The organism is Qipengyuania sp. SM2512 (genome assembly GCF_054954005.1).
Map to the genome: position 1 here is coordinate 994,937 of NZ_CM143134.1, position 19,316 is coordinate 1,014,252.

The 19,316-nt window shown below is 68.5% G+C and carries 15 protein-coding genes; 8 read left to right on the forward strand and 7 right to left on the reverse strand.

The features are described 5' to 3' along the window. Nucleotides 1–53 precede the first annotated feature (53 nt). Together ACQ5J0_RS05110 and ACQ5J0_RS05115 are read right to left on the reverse strand one after the other, a co-directional pair. On the reverse strand, nt 54–1,448 hold the full coding sequence (locus ACQ5J0_RS05110) for a putative O-glycosylation ligase, exosortase A system-associated (protein ID WP_462569450.1): 1,395 nt from the start codon (nt 1,446–1,448) through the stop codon (nt 54–56). Next, on the reverse strand, nt 1,441–1,635 hold the full coding sequence (locus ACQ5J0_RS05115) for a hypothetical protein (RefSeq protein ID WP_462569451.1): 195 nt from the start codon (nt 1,633–1,635) through the stop codon (nt 1,441–1,443). Before ACQ5J0_RS05115 ends, ACQ5J0_RS05110 begins: the two co-directional genes overlap by 8 nt. A gap of 100 nt (nt 1,636–1,735) precedes the next feature. On the opposite strand from ACQ5J0_RS05115, the gene ACQ5J0_RS05120 reads away from it, so the two are divergent. The 4 genes from ACQ5J0_RS05120 to ACQ5J0_RS05135 all read left to right on the forward strand — a co-directional run bounded on the left by ACQ5J0_RS05120 (nt 1,736) and on the right by ACQ5J0_RS05135 (nt 10,838). Continuing rightward, on the forward strand, nt 1,736–2,986 hold the full coding sequence (locus ACQ5J0_RS05120) for a TIGR04063 family PEP-CTERM/XrtA system glycosyltransferase (RefSeq protein WP_462569452.1): 1,251 nt from the start codon (nt 1,736–1,738) through the stop codon (nt 2,984–2,986). Between the two features lie 38 nt (nt 2,987–3,024). After that, nucleotides 3,025–4,386 carry a hypothetical protein gene (locus tag ACQ5J0_RS05125; protein ID WP_462569453.1) on the forward strand — a complete coding sequence of 454 codons (1,362 nt, stop codon included), beginning with the start codon at nt 3,025–3,027 and terminating at the stop codon, nt 4,384–4,386. Between the two features lie 202 nt (nt 4,387–4,588). Then, nucleotides 4,589–9,244 (forward strand): glutamate synthase large subunit, encoded by a 4,656-nt coding sequence (gene gltB / locus ACQ5J0_RS05130; RefSeq protein ID WP_462569454.1) that lies wholly within the window; start codon nt 4,589–4,591, stop codon nt 9,242–9,244. Between the two features lie 157 nt (nt 9,245–9,401). Next, nucleotides 9,402–10,838 carry a glutamate synthase subunit beta gene (locus tag ACQ5J0_RS05135; RefSeq protein ID WP_462569455.1) on the forward strand — a complete coding sequence of 479 codons (1,437 nt, stop codon included), beginning with the start codon at nt 9,402–9,404 and terminating at the stop codon, nt 10,836–10,838. A 3-nt stretch (nt 10,839–10,841) separates the two neighbouring features. Here the strand turns inward: ACQ5J0_RS05135 and ACQ5J0_RS05140 are convergent, their stop codons facing one another. After that, nucleotides 10,842–11,537: a uracil-DNA glycosylase gene (locus ACQ5J0_RS05140; protein ID WP_462569456.1), complete on the reverse strand. Its 696-nt coding sequence runs from the start codon at nt 11,535–11,537 to the stop codon at nt 10,842–10,844. An 82-nt stretch (nt 11,538–11,619) separates the two neighbouring features. Between ACQ5J0_RS05140 and ACQ5J0_RS05145 the strand changes: the two genes are divergently transcribed. The 3 genes from ACQ5J0_RS05145 to ACQ5J0_RS05155 are packed head-to-tail and all read left to right on the forward strand — an operon-like array spanning nt 11,620 to nt 13,480. Then, on the forward strand, nt 11,620–12,237 hold the full coding sequence (locus ACQ5J0_RS05145) for a ribonuclease D (RefSeq protein WP_462569459.1): 618 nt from the start codon (nt 11,620–11,622) through the stop codon (nt 12,235–12,237). 11 nt (nt 12,238–12,248) lie between these two features. Continuing rightward, entirely contained in the window at nt 12,249–12,926 is a 678-nt protein-coding gene (locus ACQ5J0_RS05150; protein ID WP_462569460.1) for an LPS export ABC transporter periplasmic protein LptC, read from the forward strand. Continuing rightward, nucleotides 12,926–13,480 (forward strand): LptA/OstA family protein, encoded by a 555-nt coding sequence (locus ACQ5J0_RS05155; RefSeq protein WP_462569461.1) that lies wholly within the window; start codon nt 12,926–12,928, stop codon nt 13,478–13,480. The genes ACQ5J0_RS05150 and ACQ5J0_RS05155 overlap by 1 nt, the downstream gene beginning before the upstream one ends. Before the next feature lie 10 nt (nt 13,481–13,490). Here ACQ5J0_RS05155 and ACQ5J0_RS05160 read toward each other — a convergent pair whose 3' ends face one another. From ACQ5J0_RS05160 to ACQ5J0_RS05175, 4 genes are all read right to left on the reverse strand, one after another. Then, a complete protein-coding gene (locus ACQ5J0_RS05160) occupies nt 13,491–14,528 on the reverse strand; it encodes a DNA polymerase III subunit delta (RefSeq protein ID WP_462569462.1) in 1,038 nt (345 codons plus the stop codon). A 10-nt stretch (nt 14,529–14,538) separates the two neighbouring features. Then, on the reverse strand, nt 14,539–15,051 hold the full coding sequence (gene lptE / locus ACQ5J0_RS05165; RefSeq protein WP_462569463.1) for an LPS assembly lipoprotein LptE: 513 nt from the start codon (nt 15,049–15,051) through the stop codon (nt 14,539–14,541). After that, nucleotides 15,051–17,579 (reverse strand): leucine--tRNA ligase, encoded by a 2,529-nt coding sequence (leuS, locus tag ACQ5J0_RS05170; protein WP_462569464.1) that lies wholly within the window; start codon nt 17,577–17,579, stop codon nt 15,051–15,053. Before leuS ends, lptE begins: the two co-directional genes overlap by 1 nt. Before the next feature lie 85 nt (nt 17,580–17,664). Continuing rightward, on the reverse strand, nt 17,665–18,129 hold the full coding sequence (locus ACQ5J0_RS05175) for a DUF3576 domain-containing protein (protein WP_462569465.1): 465 nt from the start codon (nt 18,127–18,129) through the stop codon (nt 17,665–17,667). A 385-nt stretch (nt 18,130–18,514) separates the two neighbouring features. On the opposite strand from ACQ5J0_RS05175, the gene ACQ5J0_RS05180 reads away from it, so the two are divergent. Then, entirely contained in the window at nt 18,515–19,276 is a 762-nt protein-coding gene (locus ACQ5J0_RS05180; RefSeq protein WP_462569466.1) for a hypothetical protein, read from the forward strand. The last annotated feature ends 40 nt before the right edge of the window (nt 19,277–19,316 follow it).

Below are 19,316 nucleotides of genomic sequence, written 5' to 3' on the forward strand. Positions count from 1 at the left end.
GGCAAGCGTCATGGCGGATGGCAAAGGCGCGCGCAACCGCGCGAATGCTGCCCTTACGGCAAGGCGGGGTCGCGTTGCGGCGGTTCACGCCGCCGGCGGGCGCGCTTCGCCGCGCGCTCATCGCCGGCGTCGGCGCCGCGGGTCGAGTCGCGCCGCGCGCAATAGGTCCACAGGGCGATCTGCAGTCCCAGAAAGAGGAAGATCACCGGCTGGTAGGCGATCCCCTGGAAGGTCGCCCCCACCAGATAGACGATCTGCGCCGCCTGCAGCGCGCTGGCGAGATCGGCGGTCCAGGCGGCGCGGGGTCCGTCGCGCTTGCGATAGCGGCGGCGCAGCTTCTCCATCTCGAGCAGCCCGGTAATCTGCAGCGCCATCCAGATCAGGAACCCGGGATAGCCCTGTTCGCCCAGCAGCTCGAAATAGGCCGAATGGAAGGCGCGGCCCTTGTCGGTGACCTCGACATAATCGACCGCGATCGAATTGCCCTCCTGGGTGCGGACCGGCATCATGTAGGTGAAGCTGTTGGCGCGGTAGGAATCGAACCCGCCGCCCAGCGGGTGTTCGGCGGCGTAGTCCAGCGTCCAGTTCCACACCGCGACCCGGGTCGAGGCCGAGGCATCGCCCTCGTGGCTGCCGATGGTAGCCATGCGCTCGTAATAGCTTTGCGGCAGGAACGGCAGCGCGCCCACCGCCAGCACGCCGGCGGCGAGGAGGTAGAGGATGCGGTTTTTCACGTCGCGCAGCATCAGCACGCCCAGCACCGCAATGCACACCAGTCCGGTGCGCGCCTCGGTCCCCACCGGGATCAGCAGGCAGGAAAAGATCACCCCGTAGCCGAACAGCTTCACCCGCCAGTCGGGAGGAAAGACGGTGCCGTGCTTCATCAACCACAGCACCAGCGGGATCGAGCCGATCGCGACGGTGGCGAGAGTCGAGCTTTCGTAGATCCCCGAATTGTCGTTGACGAAGAAATAGAGGCTTTCGTAGCCGCCCCCGCCGAGCACGGTCTTCATGCCGGTGGCGATGACGATCGCCCCCAGCGTCAGCACGACGGTGACCAGCAGCGCCTCCATCCGCGTTCTTGTGGTGAGCGTGAAAGGCAGGAAAATCGCGAACACCAGCGCCTTCCACACCCAGCTCCATTTGTGCGCGGCCTCGACCGGGAAAGCCGACAGCGTGGTGGTGAAACCGCAATAGAGCAGCAGCGCCAGCATCAGCCCCTGCCGGTAATGGACCCGCGTCTCCTTCTTGGAATCGGTCAGCAGCCAGCCGGCGAAGGCGGCGCAGAAGGCGATCAGCGAGATCGGCAGCGCGGGCGTGAGCGTCCAGCCGATCTTCTGCGGTGCGAGAATGTCGATGTAGATATAGGCGAGCACCCACAGGAAGGGTCGCGCGATCCCCAGCGCCAGAAACGCCAGCACGAAGGCGAAGAGTGCAAGGTCAAGCATTGCGGCGCCGCTTCCGGGCCGCGCGGCGCGCTGCGGCGGCGCCTTCGGGCGGTTTCGTCGCCAATTCGACCTGCGCCTCTTCCTCGGACTCGATAGGTTCGACATCGACATCCTCGCGCCCGATCAGCCGCAGCAGCGCGACCAGCAGCAGGCCATGGGTCAGGGCAAGGGCGAAATAGTCGATCAAATGCGGCGTCTTTCGAAATCGCAGCGCGGGCGCGGTTGACGCTGGCCTAGGCCATCGCGGTTGACGGGGCGTTAAGCCTGTTGTGCAACAGCATAGCCCGATGACCCGAGTCCTGCATATCCTCGACCACTCCTTGCCGCTGCATTCCGGCTACACCTTCCGCACGCGCGCCATCATGAAAAGCCAGCTCGCCGCCGGCATGGAGGCGCGCGGGCTCACCGGGCCGCGCCAGGGAGGCGCTCCTGCCGCAACGACTTCCGACCGCCTGGAGGAAGACGAGGCCGAGGGGCTGACCTTCTACCGCGCGCCGGCGCTGCCCTCGGGCCCGCCGGGCCTGCGCGAATGGAACGAGATCGAGGGTGTGCGCCGCGCGATCGAACGGGCGGCGCAGGTCTGGCGGCCCGATATCCTCCACGCGCATTCGCCCGCGCTGATCGGGATGTCCGGTTTGCGCGCCGCGCGCCGGCTGGGCCTGCCCTTGGTCTACGAAATCCGCGCCTTCTGGGAAGATGCCGCGGTCGGCAATGGCACCGGGCGCGCCGGATCGCTCAAATACCGGCTGACCCGCGCGCTCGAGAACCGCGTGGTCGCGGGCGCGGATGCGGTGTTCACGATCTGCGAAGGCCTGCGCGGCGATCTGATCGCGCGCGGCCACGATGCGGGCAAGATCGGTCTCTCGCCCAATGGCGTGGATATGGCGCTGTTCGGCGATCCGCCCCCGCGCGACGAGGCGCTGGCAACCGAGCTGGGCCTCGATGGCGGACCGGTGATCGGTTTCGTCGGCAGTTTCTACGATTACGAGGGGCTTGGCGATCTGATCGACGCGCTGCCGCTGCTGCGCGCGCGCCACCCGCGGGCGCGGCTGCTGCTGGTCGGCGGCGGCCCGATGGAGGAGGCCTTGCGCGCGCGCGCCGCCGCCAGCCCCGCCGCCGATGGCATCACCTTCACCGGCAGGGTCCCGCATTCCGAGGTCGAGCGCTATTATTCGCTGATCGACGTGCTGGCCTATCCGCGCAAGCGCAGCCGGTTGACCGATCTGGTCACCCCGCTGAAACCGCTCGAGGCGATGGCGCAGCGGCGCGTGGTCGCGGCGTCGGACGTCGGCGGCCACCGGGAGCTGATCGAGGACGGCCGCACGGGGGTGCTGTTCCCGCCCGACGATCGGCGGGGCTGCGCGCACGCGCTCGCCGATCTGCTCGACCGCCGCGGCGAATGGGATGCGATCCGCGAGCGCGCTGCGGCGCATGTTGCGGCGCACCACGACTGGGCGCATAATATCGATCGTTATCAGGCCGTTTACCAAAGCCTGCTACCGCGCAAAGCCGACAGGAACCCCGCACGCGCCGCGTGATTGCGGTCTCCGGCAGGCAGAGAAAGAACGACGCAACCATGGGCGCCAGCCGCACCACCAAACCGCTGACCGCGCATCCGGCCTTCCCGGCGATCGTCGCGCTGTGGTTCGCCGCCCTGCTGGGGCTGGGCACTTTCGTCGTACCGCCCGCCAATTTCGAGGGTCTGGTGGTTGGAACGGGTCTCGCCGACCTCATCCCCGCCGCCGCGCCGCCGCTGGGCGATACCGCGCGGATCGCGATCAGCGCCGTCGCTGCACTGCTGGGCGCGCTGCTGGGACTGGCGATCGCCGCCCGCATCCGCAAAATCCACGACGAACCGCAAGCGAGCGGCGAACCCGCTGCACCCGCTACCGATTCGCCCTGGCTCGCGGATGGCGACGATTCGCTGGAGCAGGATTTCGCCCCAGAGGCGCCCGCGGACGAGATCGGCCTCGCCGACGCGCCGGAGGGCGATGCTCCCGGCATGGTTCCGACGCGGCTCGCCGGGCGCCGCAGCATGAGCGGCCGCGACGAGCCGCTCGCCCCCCCCGAAGCCGGCCCCGAAGCCACCGAAACCGAGCAGGAAGCCGGGCGCATCTTTCAGGCGAGCGAAGTCGATCTTGGCGAGGCCGCCGAAGCGGATGCGGTGGGCGAAGAAGAGGTCGCCGCAGAAGAGGGCGCCGCGGAGGAGATCGAAACCCCTCCCGGCGACGAAGAGGATGACGATCTGCAGCGCTTCGCTGCGGATCGGCTGGTCGCCGGCCTGCCGCGCGTGATCCGCGGCAATTTCGACGACGACCCGCTCGAGGACTGGTCCCGCTCCGAACCGGAGGAGCAGGAGCCCGATCCCGACGCCGGTTTCGCGGCCATGCCCGAACCCGCCGCTAGCGAAGCGGAGGAGGTCGAGAGCGAAGGTCCCGATTTCGATGCGCCCGAGCGAGTCGAGGAAGCGGAATACGAAGAGCTTCCCCCCGAGCCTGCAGCCCGTTTCGAAGAGGAGCTGGCGCCCGCGCCGCCCGCCGAGACTGGCGACTGGTCGCCCTCCGCCAGCGACCTGTCCGACGAGCCCTCGTGGACGGCGGAGGGCGATGGCGCTGGCGATGACGCTGGAGCTGGCAATGTTGGTGTTGGTAGCGAGCCCCAAGCCGGTACCGCGCCGCCCGACTTGTCCGCCTCCTCGCTTTCCGAGCTGGTGGCGCGTTTCGATGCCGCGCTCGCCGCGCAGCGTTCGCGGTCCTCCTCGGACCCTGCAGCCCCGGCGCAAGAGCAGCCCGACGATCCGGTGATCGCCTTCCTGCGGCGCGAAGCGGATCGCGACCGCGGCGGGGCGGGCGAGCCCCGCGACCAGCGCAGCGACGATCCGCGCGCCGGCTTGCGTAGCGCGCTCGACAAGCTCGACCGGGTCAGCCGCAACTCCTGAGAAGGGCCCGATTGGGTAAGGCTGTTACGCAAAACTTGCCCCGCGCGAAACTTTCCTTCGCCCCCTGCGGTTGCAAAACGTCATTCGCATTGTCATGACGGTGCTTCACGACAATCCGGCAGCGCTGTAACCGGCGCGCCAGCAGTCAGGACCCCCGGAAGCCCATGCGCTTCCGCCGGGCCGGACGGTGTGAAGGAAGCGAATGACTCTATCGGCCCCCCCGCCCGCCGGCGGGCTCTACGATCCGCGCAACGAGCACGACGCCTGCGGCGTCGGCATGGTCGCGCATATCCGCGGGGACAAGAGCCATTCGATCGTCACCCGGGCGCTCGAGATCCTCGGCAATCTCGACCATCGCGGCGCGGTCGGCGCCGATCCGCTGCTTGGCGACGGGGCGGGCATCCTGCTTCAGGTCCCCGATCCGCTATTCCGCAAATGGGCCGCCAGCGAAGACGTCGATCTTCCCCCGCCCGGCGAATACGGCGTCGCGCAATGCTTCCTTCCGCGTGAGGGCGAGGCGGCCACTTTCGTGGTCGATCAGCTGGAGAAATTCGTCGTCAAGGAGGGCCAGCGCGTGCTCGGCTGGCGCGATGTGCCCACCACGCTCGACGGGCTGGGCCGCGCGGTGGTGGATTCGATGCCGATCATGCGGCAGTGCATCGTCGGGCGCGGTCCCGATTGCGCCGATCAGGACGCGTTCGAGCGCAAGCTGGTGGTGATCCGCAAGCAGACGCTCAACCCGCTCGCAAAGCTGGCCGAGAAACACGGCATCCTCGGGCTGACGCAGGCCTATATCCCGAGCTTTTCCAGCCGCACGATCGTCTACAAGGGTCTGCTGCTCGCGCATCAGGTGGGCAGTTGCTACGACGATTTGCGCGATCCCGACTGCGTCTCGGCGCTGGGTCTCGTCCATCAGCGCTTCAGCACCAACACCTTCCCCAGCTGGCGGCTGGCGCATCCCTACCGCTTCACCGCGCACAATGGCGAGATCAACACGGTGCGCGGCAACGTCAACTGGATGAACGCGCGCCGCCGCACCATGGAAAGCGAACTGCTGGGCGTCGATCTCGACAAGATGTGGCCGCTGATCCCCCATGGCCAGTCGGACACCGCCTGTCTCGACAACGCGCTCGAGCTGTTGCTGGTGGGCGGCTACAGCCTCGCCCATGCGATGATGATGCTGATGCCCGAGGCCTGGGCGGGCAATGCGCTGATGGATCCTGCGCGGCGCGCCTTCTACGAGTACCACGCCGCGCTGATGGAGCCCTGGGACGGGCCCGCCGCGGTGTGCTTCACCGACGGGCGCCAGATCGGCGCGACGCTCGACCGCAACGGGCTGCGCCCAGCGCGCTATTGCGTCACTAAGGACGATCACGTCGTACTCGCCAGCGAGAGCGGGGTGCTGCCGATCGACGAGGCGGATATCGTGCGCAAATGGCGGTTGCAGCCGGGCAAGATGCTGCTGATCGACCTCGAGGAAGGCCGCATCATCGAGGATGCCGAGCTCAAGGCCCAGCTCGCCGCGGAGCATCCTTACGAGAAATGGCTCGAACAGGCGCAGTTCAAGCTCGAGGATATCGAGCATATCGCGCCCGAGCTGTCCGAGATCCCGGTCGCGACCACCACCCTGCTCGATCGCCAGCAGGCCTTCGGCTACACGCAGGAAGATCTGACGCGCTTTCTCGAGCCGATGGCGCTCGACGGCCAGGACCCGATCGGCTCGATGGGCACCGACACGCCGATCGCGGTGCTGAGCGACCGTCCGCGGCTGCTCTACGACTATTTCAAGCAGAACTTCGCGCAGGTCACCAATCCGCCGATCGATTCGATCCGCGAGGAGCTGGTGATGAGCCTGCTGTCGATGATCGGCCCGCGTCCCAATCTGCTCGGCCGCGACGCCGGGCTGCACAAACGGCTCGAAGTCAGCCAGCCGATCCTCACCAATGACGATCTCGCCAAGATCCGCTCGGTCGAATCGGCGCTCGACGGGGCGTTCCGCACCGCGACGATCGACTGCAGCTGGGATGCCGCCACCGGTGCCGAAGGGCTGGCGATGGCGATCAAGGAGATGTGCTGGGCCGCGACCGAGGCGGTGCTGCAGGATCACAACATCCTGATCCTGTCGGACCGGCTGCAGGGCCCCGGCCGCATCCCGATGCCCGCACTGCTCGCCACCGCCGCGGTGCATCACCAACTTACCCGCCAGGGGCTGCGGATGCAGACCGGGCTGGTGGTCGAGACCGGCGAAGCGCGCGAGGTGCATCATTTCTGCGTGCTGGCGGGTTACGGCGCCGAGGCGATCAATCCCTATCTCGCCTTCGAGACTCTCGAGCATCTGCGCGCCGAGCGGCACCCCGAGCTCGCGCCCGAGAAGGTGCGCGACAATTACGTCAAGGCGGTGGGCAAGGGCATCCTCAAGGTCATGTCCAAGATGGGCATCTCGACCTACCAGTCCTATTGCGGCGCGCAGATCTTCGATGCGGTCGGGCTGTCGAGCGCCTTCGTCGATGCCTTTTTCACCGGCACCTCGACCACGATCGAGGGCGTCGGGCTCGAACAGGTCGCCGAGGAAGCGGTCCGGCGCCACGCGATGGCTTACGGCGATGCGCCGATCTACCGCAGCATGCTCGATCCGGGCGGCATCTACCAGTTCCGCCTGCGCGGCGAGGATCATGCCTGGACTCCCGAGACGATCGCCAATCTCCAGCATGCGGTGCGCGGCGACCGGCCCGACAATTACGCCGCCTTCGCCAAGGCGATCAACGAGCAGTCCGAGCGGCTGCTGACGATCCGCGGGCTGATGGAACTGCGCAAGCTGGATCAGCCGATCCCGCTCGAGGAGGTCGAACCCGCCGCCGAGATCGTCAAGCGCTTCAGCACCGGGGCGATGAGCTATGGCTCGATCAGCCGCGAGGCGCACACCACGCTGGCGATCGCGATGAACCGCATCGGCGCGCGCTCGAACACCGGCGAGGGCGGCGAGGAGCCGGACCGCTTCGTCCCCATGGCCAATGGCGATTCGATGCGCAGCCGGATCAAGCAGGTCGCCAGCGGGCGCTTTGGCGTGACCACCGAATATCTGGTCAATTCGGACGATATCCAGATCAAGATGGCGCAGGGTGCCAAGCCCGGCGAGGGCGGACAATTGCCCGGCCACAAGGTCGACAAGACCATCGGCAAGGTGCGCCATTCGACCCCCGGCGTCGGGCTGATCTCGCCGCCGCCGCATCACGACATCTATTCGATCGAGGATCTGGCGCAGCTGATCCACGATCTCAAGAACGTCCAGCCCGCGGCGCGGATCTCGGTCAAGCTGGTGAGCGAGGTCGGGGTCGGCACGGTCGCCGCGGGCGTTTCCAAGTGCAAGGCCGACCATGTCACCATCTCGGGCTACGAGGGCGGCACCGGCGCATCGCCTTTGACCAGCCTGACGCATGCGGGCAGCCCGTGGGAGATCGGCCTCGCCGAAACCCAGCAGACGCTGCTGCTCAACGATCTGCGCAGCCGCATCGCGGTGCAGGTCGACGGCGGTCTGCGGACCGGGCGCGATGTCGCGATCGGCGCACTGCTTGGGGCGGACGAATTCGGCTTCGCCACCGCCCCGCTGATCGCGGCGGGCTGCATCATGATGCGCAAATGCCACCTCAACACCTGCCCGGTGGGCGTCGCGACGCAGGATCCGGTGCTGCGCAAGCGCTTCACCGGCACCCCCGAGCATGTCATCAACTACTTCTTCTTCGTCGCCGAGGAACTGCGCCAGATAATGGCGGAGATGGGCTTCCGCCGGGTCGAGGACATGGTGGGCCGGGTCGACCTGATCGACACGCACCGCGTCGCGCGCCACTGGAAGGCGAAAGGCGTCGATCTGTCGCGGCTGCTCGCCTCGGTCGAACGCGTCCCCGATGCGCCGCTGCGCCAGACGGGCACGCAGGACCACGGTCTGGGCGCGGCGATGGACCGCGAGCTGATCGCGGCCTGCCAGCCGGCGATCACGGACGGCAAGCCGGTGGTGCTCGAACGCGAGGTCCGCAACGTCAACCGCAGCGTCGGCGCGATGCTCTCGGGCCGGATCGCCGAGGCGCACGGCCATCGCGGGCTGGCGCCCGACGCCATCCGCATCGCGCTCACCGGGGTCGCCGGGCAGAGCTTCGGCGCCTGGCTCGCGCACGGCGTCACGCTCGAGCTGACCGGCGATGCCAACGACTATGTCGGCAAGGGGCTCTCGGGCGGACGGATCGTCGTCAAGCCGCCGAGCCAGGTCACCCGCAACGCGAGCGACAACATCATCGTCGGCAACACCGTGCTTTATGGCGCGATCGCGGGCGAAGCCTTCTTCGCCGGGGCCGCGGGCGAACGTTTCGCGGTGCGCAATTCGGGCGCGGTGGCGGTGGTCGAGGGCACGGGCGACCACGCCTGCGAATATATGACCGGCGGGGTGGTCTGCGTTCTCGGCGCCACGGGGCGCAATTTCGCCGCCGGGATGAGCGGGGGCGTGGCCTATGTCTACGACCCCGACGACAACTTCGCATCGCTGTGCAACCGCGCGCAGGTCGACATCCGCGCCATCGAGCCGGGCGAAGGCCGAGGCGCGGAGAACAGCTGGGGCGAACCCCAGCAGCGCGCGCGCTCGGTCGAGGACTCAGGCATGGGCGATCCGCTCTATCACGACGCCGCGCGGCTGCGCGTGCTGGTCGAGCGGCACCAGCTCCACACCGGCTCGGCGCGCGCCGAGGCGCTGCTGGCGGATTGGGACGTCTCGCTGCGCCGGTTCAAGAAGGTGATGCCGCGCGACTACGAGACCGCGCTCAAGGCACTCGAGGCCGAACGCGCGGAAGCGGCGATGGAGGCGGCGGAGTGAGTGTCTTCCGCGCCCCCCACACCCTTCCATCCGTCATCCCGGCGGCCCCCCTCGTCATCCCAGCGAAAGCTGGGATCTCTCACGGGCTTGCGCTCCGGCGGAAACAGATCCCAGCTTTCGCTGGGATGACGCATCACTACACGACAGGACCCCGCTGATGGGCAAGGAAACCGGCTTCCTCGAATACGCGCGGCGCGACCGCGACTATCTCGACCCCGCCGAGCGGCTGAGGAATTACGACGAATTCGCCGTGCCGATGGGCGAGGCCGCGCTGCGCGAGCAGGCCGCGCGCTGCATGGATTGCGGGATTCCGTTCTGCCACACCGGCTGCCCGGTCAACAACATCATCCCCGAGTGGAACCACCTGGTTTACGAGGACGACTGGCGCACCGCGCTCGACAACCTCCATTCGACCAACAATTTTCCGGAATTCACCGGAAGGGTCTGCCCCGCGCCCTGCGAGGCGGCCTGCACGCTCAACATCGTCGATGCCCCGGTGACGATCAAATCGATCGAATGCGCCATCGTCGATCGCGGCTGGCAGGAGGGCTGGATCACGCCGCAACTGCCCGAGCGGCAGACGGGCAAGTCAGTGGCGGTGATCGGCAGCGGCCCCGCCGGGCTGGCCTGCGCGCAGCAGCTCGCCCGCGCAGGCCATGCGGTGACCGTGTTCGAGAAGAGCGACCGGATCGGCGGATTGCTGCGCTACGGCATCCCCGATTTCAAACTGGGCAAGCAGCACATCAACCGCCGCGCGGTGCAGATGGAGGCCGAGGGCGTCCATTTCCGCATCGGGGCCGAGGTCGGGGTCGAGGTCAGCTTCAAGGCGCTGCAGGACAATTTCGACGCGGTGGTGCTGGCGGGCGGCGCGGAAGAGCCGCGGCAATTGCAGATACCCGGCGCCGAACTGCCCGGGGTGCGGCTGGCGATGGAATTCCTCACCCAGCAGAACAAGCGCAATGCGGGCGACGACGAATTGCGCGCCGCGCCGCGCGGGACGCTGTCCGCCAAGGGCAAGCATGTCGTCGTCATCGGCGGGGGCGACACCGGTTCGGATTGCGTCGGAACCTCCAACCGCCAGGGCGCGGCCAGCGTCACCCAGCTCGAGATCATGCCGCAGCCGCCCGAGCGCGAGGACAAGGCGCTGACCTGGCCCGACTGGCCGCTCAAGCTGCGGACCTCTTCCAGCCACGAGGAAGGCGCGGAGCGCGACTGGGGCGTGCTGACCAAGCGCGTAGTCGCGGAGAACGGCCAGGTCTCCGGGCTCGAATGCGTCCGGATCGAGTGGGACGGCGGCAAGTTCGAGGAAGTCCCGGACAGCAGCTTCACCCTGCCCGCCGACCTGATCCTGCTGGCGATGGGCTTCACCGGCCCCAAGCGGCGCGGACTGCTCGACCGGGCGGGCGTGGCGCTGAGCGAGCGCGGCGCGGTCGCTGCGGATACCGACAGCTACGCGACCAGCGAACCGGGGGTCTATTCCTGCGGCGACATGCGCCGCGGGCAGAGCCTGGTGGTCTGGGCGATCCGCGAAGGCCGCCAATGCGCGCGCGCGGTAGACGAAGCGCTGATGGGGGCGAGCGAACTGCCGCGCTGACCCTCAGACCTCGGGCGGCAGGCTCCAGTCCACCGCTCCGCGCCCCGCCTGCTCGAGAAAGGCGTTCGCCTTGCTGAAGGGCCGCGAGCCGAAGAAGCCGCGATGCGCCGAGAGCGGGCTGGGATGCGGACTGCGCAGCACCAGATGGCGTACATCGGACAATTGGGGCAGCCGCGCGGCCTTCTTCTGCGCATGCGCGCCCCACAGCACGAAGACGGTCGGGCGCTCGCTTTCCGCGACCGCGGCCACCACCGCATCGGTGACCGCCTCCCACCCGCGCCCGGCGTGGCTCCCCGCCTGCCCTGCCTCGACTGTCAGCGTGGTGTTGAGCAGCAGCACGCCGCGCTGCGCCCATGGCGTCAGATCGCCATGCGCGGGGATTTCCGGACCCAGATCGGCGTGCAATTCCTTGTAGATGTTCGCCAGGCTCGGCGGCACGCGCACGCCGTGGGGCACCGAAAAGCTCAGCCCCATCGCCTGCCCCGGCCCGTGATAGGGATCCTGCCCCAGGATGACGACCTTCACCGACTCGCGCTCGGTCAGTTCGAGCGCGCGCAACCGGCTGCCTCGCGGGGGATAGACCGCTCTGCCCGCCGCCTCCTCGGCGCGCAGCCAGCCGCCGAGCCGCCGCGCTTCTTCGCCGACCAGAACCGGTGCGAGCACATCATGCCAACTTGCGGGAAGATTGTCCTCGTTCATGCAGCCTGCGCTAGACCGGCTCGCCCGCGCTCGCCAGCAGGCCTTTCCACCAATCCCCAATGCGCCTAAGGGCCATCGCCATATGACTGTACATTTCCACGAAGAAGACCTCCCCGAAGGCGTGCTCGGCGATGGCGCGATCGCGATCGACACCGAGACCATGGGCCTTATCACCCCGCGCGACCGGCTGTGCCTGGTCCAGATCAGCAATGGCGGCAAGGACGAGCATCTGGTCCGGTTCGGGCCCGACAGCACCTATGACGCGCCCAATCTCAAGGCGATTCTCGCCGACCCGAACCGGGTGAAGCTCTATCATTTCGCGCGCTTCGATCTCGCCGCGATCGAGTATTATCTCGGCGTGATGGCCGCGCCGGTGTTCTGCACCAAGATCGCCAGCAAGCTGGTGCGCACCTACACCGATCGCCACGGGCTGAAGAACCTGGTCGAGGAGCTTCTCGGCGAGAATCTCTCCAAGCACCAGCAGAGCTCCGACTGGGGCGGTCCGGTGCTGAGCGAGGCGCAGCGCGACTACGCCGCCTCCGACGTGCGCTATCTGCACCGGCTGCGCGAGGAGCTGGAAAAGCGGCTCGAGCGAGAAGGGCGCAGCGAGATGGCGCAGGCCTGTTTCGACTTCCTGCCCACCCGCGCGCGGCTCGACATCGCCGGCTGGCCCGAACACGACATCTTCAGCCACGCCTGAGGTCGCAGCGCATGGTCTCCACTCCCCGGCCCGAAGAGCGCAGAGAAACCAGACGAGCCGCGGCGCTGCGCAGCAAGCGCCAGCATTTCGCCGCACCGGGCGGATCGCACGACCGGCTGGTCGGCTTCCTCGCGCGCGCGCTGCCGCTGGGCGTCGGCGTGGTCGCCGCGCTGATGGTGGTGACCCCGCTGAGCCCGCGCGGTGAGGTCAGCTTCCTGCTCGACCGCAACAAGGTCGCGGTGATCGACGAGCGGTTGCGCGTCGACAACGCGATGTACCGCGGTCAGGACGATCGCAGCCGCCCCTTCTCGCTGACCGCGGGCGAGGCGGTGCAGAGATCCAGCGTCGAGGGCATCGTCCGGATGGACGATATGGAAGCCCGGCTGCTGCTGCCCGAGGGGCCGGCGATTATCGACGCGACCGGCGGCGCCTATGATATCGATGCCGAAACCATGATCGTGCCCGGCGCGATGCGGATGACCGCGGCGGACGGCTATCGCATGCTGCTGCGCGATGTCCGGATCGATCTCGACACCCAGCGCGTGGCCGGCAACGGCGGCGTCTCGGGCGCGATTCCCGCGGGGACATTTTCCGCCAACCGTCTGGAAGTCGATCTCGCGGCGCGCACCGTCGCGCTGGTCGGCAATGCCCGCCTGCGCATGGTGCCGGGCCTGATGAGGATGCCGTGATGACCGACCTTATTGCCACCTCCCGCCGCTGGCTGATCGGCGGCTTCGCCGCCACGCTGGCGCTGATGGCCGGGATCCAGCTCAACGCGCAGGCGATCGCCGGGCACAATTCCAACGCGCCGGTAAACTACGCCGCCAACCGGATCGAGCTGCAGGACCGGCAGAACCGCGTGGTGCTGTCGGGCAATGTGGTGATCGAGCAGGCCGGATTGCGGCTGACCGCCGAGCGCACGCTGGTGAATTACAGCGATGCGGGCAGTCTGCAGATCCAGCGGATCCTGGCGACCGGCGGGGTCAATGTCCGCCGCGGCAACGAGATCGCCTCGGGCAACAATGCGGTCTATGATTTCAACCGCCGGATCATCACGCTGGCGGGCGATGTCCGGCTGCGGCGCGGGGGCGATACGCTCAACGGCGGGCGGCTGGTGATCGATCTGGTCAGCGGCGTGGCGAGCGTCGATGGCAGCGCCAGCGGTTCCTCGAGCGTGGCGGGGGAAACCACCACCGGCGATGGCGGACGGGTCAGCGGGACATTCTCGGTGCCCGAGAACTAGGTCCGAGCGTTCACCGGCGGGGCCGCCGCGCCATCCCGGTGAGCGCCTGCGCCAATAGCAGATGCGCCGCCTGGCTGTTGGCGAGCAGTTCGCGGTGCAGCGCGACCAGCCGCGTGGTCAGCCGGTCGAGCCGGGCCCCGCGCCAATAGGCATGCTGGTTGCGGATCTCGCGCTCCTCGCGAAAGAAGATGCCGAGCTGCGCCTTCTCGCCCTTGCCCAGATCCTCGAACGAGCCGCGCGGCCCGATCCGCGCCGCGATCCGCGCCAGCTGAGCCGCGCGCCGCTCGAAGGCGAGCAACAGCCCGACCGGGTTCAGCCCCATCTCGCGCATCCGCACCATCTCGGCGGCGAGCTTGGGCTGATCGCCCGAGAGCACCGCATTGACCAGCGACATGAAGCCGTCCTCGTCGCTGACCGCACCGATCGCATCGAGCGCGGCGGCATCGACCTGTTTGGGCGCCTGAGGACTGGCGTCGAGATAGAGCGCGAGCTTGTCGATCTCCGACTGCGCCAGCCGGACGTCGAGATTGGCGGCGCGCGCTATCCGCTCGGCCAGCCCGCCGCTGAACTGCACTCCGGCCCCGTCCCCCATCGCCCGCACCGCATGGGTGACCGAGGCGAGATCGGGCGGGTAGAACATCGTCACCAGCGCATCCTTGCGCTTCTCGAGCAGCTTGGCGGTGCGCGATTTGTCGGTCGCCGCGGTGGCGACCACCAGCACCGGACAGGCCTCGCCCGCCCCCATGTCGCTGGTCTCGGTCAGCGTGCGCAGCGCGTCATGCGCCTCGTCGCCATTGGCCCGCACCAGGATGTGGCGACGATCGCCGAACAGCGAGGAGGAGCGCGCCTCGTCGCCCAGCTTCGCGGGGTCCGAGCGCAATTCGCCGCCCGACAGCTCGACCCGCTCGCCCGGATCGGGGAGCATGGCCACCAGATCGCGCGCCGCCGCCGAGGCGCCGGCCTCGTCGGGGCCGCAAAAGAAGAAGATCGACACCGTGCCGAGCGCGCCGCGCGCCTTGGCCGCGAAATCGCGCTGCGTCGCCTTCATAGCGCCGCTCTCACCGGGCGGCCTGATTCTCGTCGCGCAGGGCGAGCGCGATTCGGGTCACCATCCGGTCCGCCACTTCGCGCGCGAGATTCTCCAGCGCCGTCTGCTCGGCGGCGATGGTGGCGTATTCGCTCGAGACCACGTCGATGCCCGCATCGGAGCCGGCGGTCGCATCGAGCAGGATCGAACCGGTGGCAGTATCGATCAGCTGGTAGCGCGCGCGCAGGGTCCGCCGTTCGCGGCCGATCGTGTCGTCGCCCAGCACGCCGAGCCCCTCGAGCCGGTCGTCGAGCCGGACGTCGAGCCGGTAGCGCGGCGCGGCCTCGCCTGCGGCTCCCAGCCGGTCGACCAGCGCATTGCGCACCAGCCAGCCGGCACGGCCGGGAATCGCGGGAACCTCGACCGCCGCCAGCCCCTGCGCCACGGCGCCATCGCCGCCGCCGGCATACATCGGCTGCAGCCCGCAGCCCGGCAGCGCAAGCGCGATGGCAAGCGCGGGGAGAAGGGTGGCGATCCGGCGCATCAGGTGACGATATTGACCAAACGGTCGGGCACGACAATCACTTTGCGGATCGCCGCGCCGTCGATCGAGCGCTGGACCTTCTCGCTGGCCAGCGCCAGCGCTTCGAGATCTTCCTTCGAGGTGCCCTTGGGCGCGCTCAGCGTGTCGCGCAATTTGCCCATGTGCTGTACCGCGATGGTGACCTCGTCCTCGACCAGCAGCGCGGGGTCGACCTCGGGCCAGGCGGCATCGGCGACCAGCCCGTCCTGACCGAGACTGTGCCAGGCCTCTTCCGCCAGATGCGGCATCATCGGCGCGGCCAGCCGGACCAGCGTGAGAATCGCGGATGAGCGGCTGCGCGAGGGCGCGGCCTTCTCGACCGTCGCGGTCAGTTCGTAGATCCGCGCCACCGCCTTGTTGAAGCCGAGCGCCTCGATATCGCCCGCCACCGCGGCGACGGCCTGGTGGGTCCTGCGCTCGAGAGCCTTGTCCTCCGCGCCTGCGGCTCCAGCATCATATTGCCCGAACAGCCGCCACAGCCGGTGGACGAAGCGCGCGCAGCCCTCCATTCCGGCGTCGGACCAGGGCAGGTCGCGCTCGGGCGGGCTGTCGGACAGCATGAACCAGCGCACCGCATCGGCGCCGTGGCGCTCGACGATCGTGTCGGGGTCGACCACGTTCTTCTTCGACTTCGACATCTTGACCACGCGGCCGATCTCGACCGGGAAGCCATCCGCTTTGAGCACCGCGCGATCCGCGCTGCGTTCCACCTCCTCGGGGCTGAAGAAGCTCTGCCGCCCGTCATCCGCATCGCGGCGGGCATAGGTCTCGTGCGTCACCATCCCTTGGGTGAACAGGCTGGCGAAGGGTTCTGCGACCTCGAGCCGCCCCATGCGCTTGAGCGCACGGGTCCAGAAACGCGCGTAGAGCAGGTGCAGGATCGCATGCTCGACCCCGCCGATATATTGCTCGACCGGAAGCCATTTGGCGACCTCTTCGGGATCGAAGGGCCGGTCGGCGGGCTGGCTGGCGAAGCGCAGGAAATACCACGAACTGTCGACGAAGGTGTCGAGCGTGTCGGTTTCGCGCGCGGCCGCGGCGCCGCACTTGGGGCAATCGACTTGCTTCCACGCCTCGTGGCGCTGGAGCGGGTTGCCCGGGGTCTGGAAGTCGACATCCTCGGGCAGCGTGATCGGCAGGCTGTCCTTGGGCGCGGGCACCACGCCGCAGGCCGCGCAATGGATAAAGGGGATCGGCGTGCCCCAATAGCGCTGGCGGCTCACGCCCCAGTCGCGCAGCCGCCAGACGGTCTTTCCCTCGCCCCAGCCCTCGCTCTGCGCGCGGCGGATGACCTCGGCCTTGGCTTCGTCCACGCTCAACCCGTCGAGGAAGCGCGAATTGACCAGCATGCCCTCGCCCGATTCGGCGCCTACTCCGAATGGCCGGCTCGCGGCAGCGATGCTCTCGGCCACCACGCGCGGGATCGGCAGACCGTATTTGGTCGCGAATTCGAAGTCGCGCTGGTCGTGGCCGGGGACCGCCATGATCGCGCCGGTGCCGTAATCCATCAGCACGAAATTGGCGATATAGACCGGCAGCGCCTCGCCGGTGAAGGGATGGCGCGCACTCGCCCCGGTGTCGAAGCCGAGCTTCTCTGCGGTCTCGAGCTCGGCGGCGGTGGTCCCGCCGCGCTTGCACAGCGCGATGAATTCCTGCGCGGCCGGATTGTCCTGCGCCGCGGCCTGCGCGACCGGGTGATCCGCCGCCACCGCCACGAAGCTCGCGCCGAAGATCGTGTCGGGCCGCGTGGTGTAGACCGCCAGCTTCCCGCCGGTCGACAATTCGAAGGAGAACTCCAGCCCCTGCGAGCGGCCGATCCAGTTCTCCTGCATCAGCCGGACCTTGTCAGGCCAGCGCTCGAGCTCGCCCAGCCCTTCGAGCAGCTCCTCGGCGAAATCGGTGATCTTGAGAAACCACTGCGACAGCTTGCGCTTCTCGACCTCGGCGCCCGAGCGCCAGCCCTTGCCGTCGATCACCTGCTCGTTGGCGAGCACGGTCTGGTCGACCGGGTCCCAATTGACCTCGCTCTCCTTGCGGTAGACGAGGCCCGCCTCATACAGGTCGAGAAACAGCGCCTGTTCGTGGCCGTAATATTCGGCCTCGCAGGTCGCCAGCTCGCGGCTCCAGTCGAGCGCGAAGCCCAGCCGCTTGAGCTGCGCCTTCATGTGCTCGATATTGGCGCGGGTCCACTGGCCGGGATGGACGCCCTTTTCCATCGCCGCGTTCTCGGCGGGCATGCCGAAGGCGTCCCAGCCCATCGGATGCAGCACCTCGTGCCCGCGCATCCGTTTGTAGCGCGCCAGCACGTCGCCCATGGTGTAATTGCGGACATGGCCGATATGGATCCGCCCCGATGGGTAGGGAAACATCTCGAGCACATAGCTCTTGGGCTTGTCCGAGCCGCTGTCGGCGCGGAAGGTCTGGGCCTCGTCCCATGCGCGCTGCCAGCGTCCGTCGGCCTGCGACGGATCGAATGTGCTCTCGGCCATGGGCGCCCCTGTCGGTCTGTCTTGTGTCGTACCCGGCTCTCGGCGCCGGTCTGGGTATCTCGGTTGTCGCGTCGCGAATTCGCGATCAGCCGGCGATGGCCTCGCGGCGCAATTCGCGCGCCTTGGTGAGGATGATGTCTTCCAGCTTCTGGACCGTGGCGGCCTGCACCGGCGCCTCGACCCAGCCGCCGCCCTGCGCGACCTGGCGGCTGGCGGCGACCCGGAGCGCATCGGCGCGCAGATCGGTGTCGAGCACCGAGACGGTGAGCTTGACCCGCTCGCCGGGATTGGCCGGATTGGTGTACCAGTCGGTGACGATCACCCCGCCGGCGCTGTCGGCCTGGAGCAGCGGCGCGAAGCTGACCGCGTCGAGCGCGGCGCGCCAGAGGTAGGAATTGACGCCGATGGTGCTGACCTGCGCCGCAGCGAGATCGGCGGTCGGACGCTCGTTCCCGGCGCAGGCCGCCAGCGTGGCCGCCCCGACGATGGCGCCGGCGAAGGCCGTGGCGATGCGAGATGCGGAGCGGCGGCTTGCGGGATGAAGGGTCATGCTGGTCCTTGGTCTGTCTTATGGCGTCCTATAGCCGCCCGGGCGCGGCGGGCAAGGGATGCCGCACCGCGCTGCATGGCGGCGAACAGGGGATGAATAGGAGCCCGGGCGGTGAATAGCCGCTGAATTTCCGCTTTCCCGGCAAGGCCCTCCGGCCCGCATGCGGCGCCGGCCTGTGTGGAGCCGGGGCAACAGTCGCCGGTTTTGTGCAGGCCGGGCTGTGGAAAAGCTAGCCCTCCATTTGTCATCTTCCTATCAACCGGAACGGAGAAAGACTCGCAGATGGGCCGCCTTCAGGAACCGTTCACGGCCTGAATGGTCATATCAGGGTCAGGATACGAGCGCGGCCGGAGCCGCGAATCGGGTATACAGGGGCGACAGGATCATGAAGCGCAGCACAGGCAATGGCGGAAAGGTGCGGCTCACGGCCGCCTTGCTCGCCGGTGCCGGTCTCGCGCTGACGCTGCCCGCCACCGGCGCTGCGGTCGTGGGCGATCCCGCCCCCGCGCGCGAATCGGGCACCGATCTGGAATTCATGCCTTTCACCCCCGCCGGGATGGACGCCTCGCTGATGCGCGAGCTGGCGTCTTCGGTGGGGATCGATGCCCTGCGCTTCACGCCTGCGGCCAAGCCGGGGCGGCGCGATCGCACGCTGACCGTCGCGGTCCGGGTCGACCCTGCCACCGCGCGGGCGATCTCGGTCCGCAACACCGTTCCGGGCACCGCCGAGGCCGGGCTCGGCTCGCCGCTGCTGGCGCTGGCGCCGATGCGCTACGATCTGGGCATTGCGCGCGGTTATCAGGGTTTCACCCAGCCCGCGCCCAAACCGACCCCCGGGCTTTCGGGCGTGCGCGATATCGCCATGCCCGATCTCGCCGAATTCCGTCCCTCGCAGCCGCAGGGCAAGCCCAGCCGGCTCCAGCCGCGGATCGCCTTCGAGCAGGACGAGTCGCCCGGTCGCGCGCTTCGCCCGATCGAATCGCTGGGCGAACAGAGCGTCGATGTCGGCGGCTCCTACCGCGTGACCCGCAATCTCGATGTCACCGCGGGCGTCCGCCTCTCGCAGGAACGCGACCGCCTCGCCCCGCTCACCGACGGGCTCGAGGACAATCAGGCGGTCTATGTCGGAACCCAGTTCCGCTTCTGATCGGCGTAACCACGCAATCCGCTCCCAAGGCCCCGCTCCG

Coding starts and splice junctions, on each gene's coding strand:
- leuS (WP_462569464.1), bottom strand. CDS start 17,579: ATGGCCGAGAGCACATTCGATCCGTCGCAGGCCGACGGACGCTGGCAG.
- ACQ5J0_RS05175 (WP_462569465.1), bottom strand. CDS start 18,129: ATGACCCTTCATCCCGCAAGCCGCCGCTCCGCATCTCGCATCGCCACG.
- ACQ5J0_RS05155 (WP_462569461.1), top strand. CDS start 12,926: ATGACCGACCTTATTGCCACCTCCCGCCGCTGGCTGATCGGCGGCTTC.
- lptE (WP_462569463.1), bottom strand. CDS start 15,051: ATGCGCCGGATCGCCACCCTTCTCCCCGCGCTTGCCATCGCGCTTGCG.
- ACQ5J0_RS05120 (WP_462569452.1), top strand. CDS start 1,736: ATGACCCGAGTCCTGCATATCCTCGACCACTCCTTGCCGCTGCATTCC.
- ACQ5J0_RS05160 (WP_462569462.1), bottom strand. CDS start 14,528: ATGAAGGCGACGCAGCGCGATTTCGCGGCCAAGGCGCGCGGCGCGCTC.
- ACQ5J0_RS05110 (WP_462569450.1), bottom strand. CDS start 1,448: ATGCTTGACCTTGCACTCTTCGCCTTCGTGCTGGCGTTTCTGGCGCTG.
- ACQ5J0_RS05180 (WP_462569466.1), top strand. CDS start 18,515: ATGAAGCGCAGCACAGGCAATGGCGGAAAGGTGCGGCTCACGGCCGCC.
- gltB (WP_462569454.1), top strand. CDS start 4,589: ATGACTCTATCGGCCCCCCCGCCCGCCGGCGGGCTCTACGATCCGCGC.
- ACQ5J0_RS05135 (WP_462569455.1), top strand. CDS start 9,402: ATGGGCAAGGAAACCGGCTTCCTCGAATACGCGCGGCGCGACCGCGAC.
- ACQ5J0_RS05125 (WP_462569453.1), top strand. CDS start 3,025: ATGGGCGCCAGCCGCACCACCAAACCGCTGACCGCGCATCCGGCCTTC.
- ACQ5J0_RS05140 (WP_462569456.1), bottom strand. CDS start 11,537: ATGAACGAGGACAATCTTCCCGCAAGTTGGCATGATGTGCTCGCACCG.
- ACQ5J0_RS05145 (WP_462569459.1), top strand. CDS start 11,620: ATGACTGTACATTTCCACGAAGAAGACCTCCCCGAAGGCGTGCTCGGC.
- ACQ5J0_RS05150 (WP_462569460.1), top strand. CDS start 12,249: ATGGTCTCCACTCCCCGGCCCGAAGAGCGCAGAGAAACCAGACGAGCC.